At 46.4% G+C, this 7,167-nt stretch carries 5 protein-coding genes; all 5 read left to right on the top strand.

Annotated elements, in window-relative coordinates; all coding sequences use genetic code 11:
- Window positions 1–90: 90 nt before the first annotated feature.
- The 5 genes from dapA (at window position 91) to GRP75_RS16205 (ending at window position 7,071) form a co-directional block, all read left to right on the top strand.
- Window positions 91–972, top strand: a complete 882-nt coding sequence (gene dapA, locus GRP75_RS16225; protein WP_069080939.1) for a 4-hydroxy-tetrahydrodipicolinate synthase — start codon at window positions 91–93, stop codon at window positions 970–972.
- Between the two features lie 350 nt (window positions 973–1,322).
- Window positions 1,323–3,002: a ribonuclease J gene (locus tag GRP75_RS16220; RefSeq protein WP_013309942.1), complete on the top strand. Its 1,680-nt coding sequence runs from the start codon at window positions 1,323–1,325 to the stop codon at window positions 3,000–3,002.
- Between the two features lie 229 nt (window positions 3,003–3,231).
- Complete coding sequence (locus GRP75_RS16215) at window positions 3,232–4,080, top strand: ClpP family protease (RefSeq protein WP_023988228.1); 849 nt, start codon at window positions 3,232–3,234, stop codon at window positions 4,078–4,080.
- The gene (locus GRP75_RS16210) at window positions 4,077–4,289 is read left to right on the top strand and encodes a YlzJ-like family protein (RefSeq protein WP_023988229.1); all 213 of its coding nucleotides are present in this window, start codon (window positions 4,077–4,079) and stop codon (window positions 4,287–4,289) included. Before GRP75_RS16215 ends, GRP75_RS16210 begins: the two co-directional genes overlap by 4 nt.
- 103 nt (window positions 4,290–4,392) lie before the next feature.
- Window positions 4,393–7,071 (top strand): FtsK/SpoIIIE family DNA translocase, encoded by a 2,679-nt coding sequence (locus tag GRP75_RS16205; protein WP_160789809.1) that lies wholly within the window; start codon window positions 4,393–4,395, stop codon window positions 7,069–7,071.
- The last annotated feature ends 96 nt before the right edge of the window (window positions 7,072–7,167 follow it).

Below are 7,167 nucleotides of genomic sequence, written 5' to 3'. Positions count from 1 at the left end.
ATGGTGCAGGCTGTACGCGCATTGCATAATAAATTTGAACTCCATCAATAGGTGCATTGTCCGTGCTCGGACTTGCAAAAAGGAGGCAGCATGGTGAACTTCGGCAGATTGATTACCGCAATGGTGACACCTTTTGATCAGCAAGGAGAGATTGACTGGACTGCATTGTCCTCGTTGATTGATTACTTAATAGAAGAACAGCACTCAGAGTCACTTGTTGTATCTGGAACAACAGGGGAGTCTCCTACCCTGAGCGATGATGAAAAAATCAAGTTGTTTGCATTTGTTGTAGAAAAAGCAGCTGGACGATGTAAAATTATTGCCGGGACTGGAAGCAACAATACGCGTCACTCTATTCATCTAACCCGTGCCGCGGAGCAGGCAGGAGCAGATGGTGTTCTACTCGTAGTACCATATTATAATAAACCGAATCAGGAAGGGATGTATCAGCATTTCGAAAGTATTGCAAACTCCACATCCCTTCCAGCTATACTGTATAATGTTCCAAGCCGTACTGGAGCGAGTCTAACAGCTGAAACAACGCTGCGTCTTGCACAAATTCCGAACATTGTGGGAACCAAAGAATGTGCATCACTTGCGCAGGTCACACAGATTGCAGCGGCAGCGCCAGAAGGCTTTCTGGTTTATTCCGGGGATGATGCTTCTGGGTTGCCTGCTATGGCTGTAGGTGCTTATGGTATTATCAGCGTAGCGAGTCATGTGGTAGGTGCTGAAATGAAGCAGATGATCGATTCACTTGTAGGAGGACACTCGCAGGAGGCAGCCAAGTTGCATCAGCAGTTGTTCCCGATTTTCAAGGGTTTGTTTGGCTGTCCTCATCCTCTGCCTAATCCGGTGGCAGTAAAATATGCATTGGAATTACGGGGGATTAAGGTAGGTTCGGTTCGGTTGCCACTCATTCCTCCAACTGAGGATGAAGCGGAATTTATTAAGAAATTATTTACCCGCTAAAGAGAAATAGGAATGTAAGCTGTTAATTAATACTAAGGAGTATCCTTGTTAAGGGCAGTCGGTAGGTACAAAACCGATAGAGTTTATTGTCTGACAAGGTTCTCCAGCGTGAAGGGCGTTCTTATAGGACGTCCTTTTTGCTGTGCTTTTAACCATGCATGTAGATAAAATGACAGATACTAATGGTTTCAGACGGCAATGGGAAACCTAGCGTAACGAATAGGATGACTTGTTTTTTCTTATTTTAATCATGTATAATGGGGTCAAGTGACTGGGTGCGGTATTTTTTTGAAAATTAAATAAACAAATCAAGGTACGACGTCCAACTACCATAGGAGGTTTAGATTCATTTGTCTAAAAAAACAAACAACGATAAATTGATGATTTTCGCTTTGGGCGGCGTCGGTGAAATCGGGAAAAATATGTATGTCGTTCAATACGGCAATGACATTGTCGTGGTGGATTCCGGTCTGAAATTCCCGGAAGAGGACATGCTGGGCATTGATATCGTTATTCCTGATATTTCCTACCTTACAGAGAACCGCGACAAAGTAAGAGGCATTGTGCTGACTCATGGTCACGAGGACCATATCGGCGGTTTGCCTTACGTGTTGAAACATTTGAATGTACCAGTATATGGTACCAAATTGACGCTGGGATTGGTGGAAAACAAGCTGAAGGAAGCGAATCTGCTTGGTGAAACCAAACGTATTTTGATCAATGCTGATTCCGAAATCAAGCTGGGTTCCACACTAAAAGCAACTTTCTTCAGAACCAACCATAGTATTCCGGATTCTGTAGGTGTATGTATTGATACTCCTGAAGGCGCTGTTGTTCATACAGGTGACTTCAAATTTGACCATACTCCGGTGAACGGACAATATGCAGATTTGCAGCGTATGGCTGAAATTGGCACACGTGGTGTACTGGCTCTTTTGTCAGACAGTACAAATGCCGAGAAACCGGGCTTTACACCTTCGGAAAAGAGCGTTGGTATTGTCCTGGAAGACATTTTCCGCAAGTCGAGACAGCGTGTGGTCGTAGCCACTTTTGCTTCTAACGTACATCGTATTCAGCAGGTAATTAATGCTGCTGAAGCTACGGGACGTAAAGTAACAGTTATTGGTCGAAGCATGGTTAATGTCGTAGGTATTGCTTCGGACTTGGGCTATTTGGAAATTCCAGATGGAATGCTGATTGAGCCTGAAGAAGTTGGCAAAATGTCAGCGGATCGTGTAGTTATTCTCTGCACAGGCAGTCAGGGTGAACCGATGTCCGCTTTGACAAGAATGGCTCGTTCCACACATCGAAAGGTTGACATTCTTCCAGGGGATTCAGTCATCATCGCAGCTACTCCGGTACCGGGTAATGAAAAATACGTTGGACGCACAATTGATGAACTGTTCCGTCTGGGTGCCAATGTATATTACAGCGCGGCTAATCCAGGTATCCACGTTTCTGGACACGGAAGCCAGGAAGAACTCAAGCTGATGCTGAATCTGATGAAACCAAAGTTCTTCTTGCCAATTCATGGTGAGTTTAGAATGCAACGTCGTCACGCTCTTCTTGCTGAAGGCGTAGGTATAGAGCCTGAAAATATCTTCATCACGGATATCGGTGAAGTCATTGAAATTCAGAATGGCGGAGCACGCAGAGCTGGTAAAGTTACAGCAGGCAACGTACTGATCGATGGACTAGGCGTAGGGGATGTAGGAAATATCGTATTGCGCGACCGCAAATTGCTGTCACAGGACGGTATTTTGGTGGTGGTTGTCACGCTGAGCAAGCAAGACGGAACGATTAAATCAGGCCCAGATATCATTTCCCGCGGTTTCGTATATGTCCGTGAATCGGAAGGTCTACTGGATGAAGCAAATCGTATTGTCTCAAGTACACTGCATAAGCTCATGAGTGAAAATGTAAATGAATGGGCTTCCCTCAAGACAAATGTCAAGGATGCACTAGGTCGCTTCTTGTATGAGCAAACTCGTCGCAGACCGATGATCCTGCCAATTATAATGGAAGTGTGATTCAATTGAAATTTGTTCAAAAACCTGAATTAAAAACTTAAGTCACAGGCACACAGTCGCCTCTCTTCCCGCAGGAAATATTGGACGGTTTCCGCGGGAGGAGAGGCTTTTTTGATTTTGCGGGACAAGGAAAAGCATGGGGTCGGGTATAAAATATTCCATTTCCATCCCATACTATAGGGTGAATACGGGTCATATAGATGCGTAAAGCGAAAGGAAGATCACCCATATGGAACAATACAGCAATCTAACATCTGGCAACGAGGAAACGGAAGCGCCAGATCAACCAGAAATTGGGCAAAGACCCGCTTTACCTGCTATGGAGGCTTTGCAGCAGCTGGGTCAAACTTCCATGCCTGGAGGCGAGTCCAATATTTTTTGCATGACGATTATCGGTCAGATTGAAGGGCATCTCATTTTACCGCCTCAAAACAAAACGACAAAATATGAGCACATTATTCCCCAATTGGTAGCGGCAGAACAAAATCCTCGTATCGAAGGATTAATGATTTTGCTGAATACAGTTGGTGGTGATGTAGAGGCCGGACTGGCTATTGCTGAAATGATCGCATCGATGAGTAAACCAACGGTGACTATTGTCATAGGTGGGGGGCATAGCATCGGTGTACCCATTGCTGTGTCTTCCACTTATTCCTACATTGCGGAGAGTGCGACGATGACCATTCATCCCATTCGTATGAACGGTCTGGTCATTGGAGTACCACAAACTTTTGAATACATGGAAAAAATGCAAGAACGTGTTGTACGCTTCGTCGTTTCTCATTCTCGTATTACAGAAGAGCAGTTTAAGGAACTGATGTTTAAAACCGGTGAGTTAAACCGCGATATTGGTACAGCGGTTGGGGGAGCGGATGCAGTGAAGTATGGATTGATGGACGCGGTTGGAGGCATCGGAGAGGCTTTAAAACAGCTGAACACCATTATTGAAACGCGGCGTCAGCAAAACGGGATCGCTGGGATTCAACAGCAGGCTCCGTATGCTCCTTTTTCTCCCAGTCCCACAGGAACTCCTACAGAGACACTGTCAGGGGAGCAAAGCAGGGAGCTACCTCAATGACACTATATACTGTGATGCCAATGGAAATGGTATGGCAAGGGATGTGGAAAGAGGCTGAGGAGCTTGCAGAGGTTCGGGTAGACGGTCTACTTATGCAGGTACAGCCGCTTGAAAGTCGTCGGGGGATCATTGTACGGTTGTTGGACTGTCCGCTGGAAGCCTACCTGAATCCGCGTTATGGACCAGGTCAAGTTATCGAGTGGTCGTAGAAGGTGTCGAATAGTATAGAAATAGGTCATTTACTGCTGAAAAAGAACATATGTGCGGATACCGGGTGACGTGGTATAATATTCTTCTGGGGGGTGACCTTGTATGTCCAGAAGAAGAAAAAGAAAAAAGAAAGCCGCATTTGGCGGAGTTCTAAAATTTGAAATTTACGGCATTGTGCTGATTACATTAGCGGTCATTGCGTTGTCGGGTGAAGCGGCAGTTGGTCGGTCGCTATCCAAGATGTTTGGGCTCGTACTGGGGAAATTCTATTTTGTTATCCCTCTCATTGGCATTTATTATGGTCTAATGGTGATGATTCACCGCAAGTGGCCGAACCAGTGGAACTCGCGTAAAACGGGTTTGCTCCTGTTGGTATTTGCCTTTACACTTATGAGTTCTATTTCATCTATGGAGCAGCGTTTGGGGCCGATCAACGCGCTTCAGCCGGGCGGAGTGATGACCCAGATACATATAGATATGCGTGAGCAGTTGCTGTCGCCTGACCAGCAGGGCCATACCTCAATGCTGAACAAGGATATCAGCGGGGGGTACGTAGGCGCATTGCAGCTTACTGTTCTGTTGTGGCTGTTTGGTCTCACAGGAGCTAAACTGATCATGATTGTTATGTTCGTCATTTGTTTCATGCTGATGACCCAACTGTCCTATGTGGATTTGGTACGGATTGTAAAGACCAAGCTGCTGACAGTCGGGGGAAGCGTGCGCAAAAAATGGACTGGTAAAGCTACTCCGCTTTCGGCATCTAGCAAAGGTAGTGGGAATAGAAAAATCAAGTCTGAGCCGATTCCTGCCTATGAGGAAGACATGGATGATGACTTTGACGAAATGCAGCCTCCTGCACGCAAACAACCGATTTTCTTTCAGTTGTTTGGTCTCAAAAATTCAGATAAAGCGGACAAGGAGAAGCATTCCGTCGATACGGATGAGGATGATCATGATCTTCCATATGAAGCTGAGGACGCGCAGGCCCAGTGGAGAAACGATAACCAGAGTGAAGAGCTGTCTGACGCAGTCGAACACGCTGAGGAGGAAGCTGCAACTCCGGTAAAAAGGTCGCCGATTATTAGGGATTTCTTCGAACAAGTAAAGCATGAGGAAAGAAGACCGGAAGCTGAATTTGGAGAGTCCCTGACAGGGGCAGAGCAGACAACTTCCATTATTGATGAATCCCTGGATGATGACTTTGTGGATGCCCATGCGAATACGGATATGGATGATTCGACAACGATCCAGGGGACATTAGAAGGTGCTCAGGGACAAGCTCAGACGATTGCAACTGGGGTTGCAGGCGAAGAGGCTGAAGGTACCCATACAGCTATTCCGGCTCCGCCGCCGCCTAAACCTTACAAGCTCCCATCGTTTCGTTTGCTTGCTAAACCACAAAACGTAGGCAAAGGTATGGGACAAAAGGATTACATGCAAACGGCACGCAAGCTGGAAGCAACGCTGGAAAGCTTCGGTGTGCGGGCGAAGGTGCTGGAGGTTGTCCGTGGCCCTGCCGTAACGCGTTATGAAATTCAGCCGGACATTGGAGTAAAGGTCAGCCGCATTGTGAGTCTGACGGATGACATTGCGCTTGCGCTTGCTGCCAAAGATATCCGTATGGAGGCTCCGATTCCTGGCAAATCTGCTATCGGAATTGAGGTTCCGAATAATGAAGTTTCCATTGTCACGATGCGTGAGGTAATGGAGACAACCGTTTTCCAGGAGTCAACTTCCAATTTATCCATTGCATTCGGACGTGATATTGCAGGACAGACGATTGTTGGTAATTTGGCCAAGATGCCCCATCTGCTTGTAGCTGGGGCAACAGGTTCGGGTAAATCAGTGTGTATCAATGGGATCATCACGAGTATTTTGTACAAAGCAAAGCCGGATGAGGTCAAATTTTTGATGGTCGATCCTAAAATGGTGGAGTTGAACGTGTACAACGGAATCCCGCATTTGTTGGCTCCGGTCGTGACTGATCCAAAGCGTGCCTCACTTGCATTGAAGAAAATTGTAGTTGAAATGGAAAAAAGATATGAGTTATTTTCCAAATCAGGAACCCGTAATATTGAGGGCTATAATAATCTGATGAAAGATAACCCGGATGCATTTCTGCCTTACATCGTCGTTATTGTGGACGAGTTGGCAGATTTAATGATGGTAGCTGCGGGAGATGTGGAGGATGCGATTGCACGACTTGCCCAAATGGCGCGTGCAGCAGGCATCCACCTTATCATTGCAACCCAGAGACCTTCGGTTGACGTAATTACCGGGGTGATTAAAGCCAATATTCCTTCACGTATTGCCTTCGGCGTTTCCTCGCAGGTAGACTCCCGTACCATATTGGACATGGGCGGAGCCGAGAAGCTACTCGGACGTGGTGATATGCTATTCATGCCGATGGGTGCTTCCAAACCAGTCCGCGTTCAGGGAGCGTTCATGAGCGATCAAGAAGTCGAAAATATTGTTAACTATGTACGTGAACAGGGTGAAGCGCAGTATGATGAAACGCTAGTGCCGGAGGTGGAAGAGGTATCGGCTGATGCAGATGAAATGCTGGATGAGCTGTACGATCAGGCTGTCAACATCATTTTAGAGGCTAAACAAGCTTCCGTTTCGCTCCTTCAGCGCCGTATGCGGATCGGTTATACACGTGCTGCTCGACTGATTGACTCCATGGAAGCTCGCGGAGTCATCGGCCCTTACGAGGGCAGCAAGCCCCGTGAGGTCCTTATCTCAATGGAGCAATATCAGCAAAATAAAGTTAGTTCCTAAGCATTATCTCTATCCAGCACTACATTAAAACGCTGTTTGTTCGCATGGTGGTTGTTCTATTATGGCAACTCTAAGTGAACAAACAGCGTTTTTTTG

Source organism: Paenibacillus sp. OT2-17, from assembly GCF_009827695.1.
GTDB classification, from domain to species: domain Bacteria; phylum Bacillota; class Bacilli; order Paenibacillales; family Paenibacillaceae; genus Paenibacillus; species Paenibacillus polymyxa_B.
This window is presented reverse-complemented; position numbering and strand designations above follow the sequence as displayed.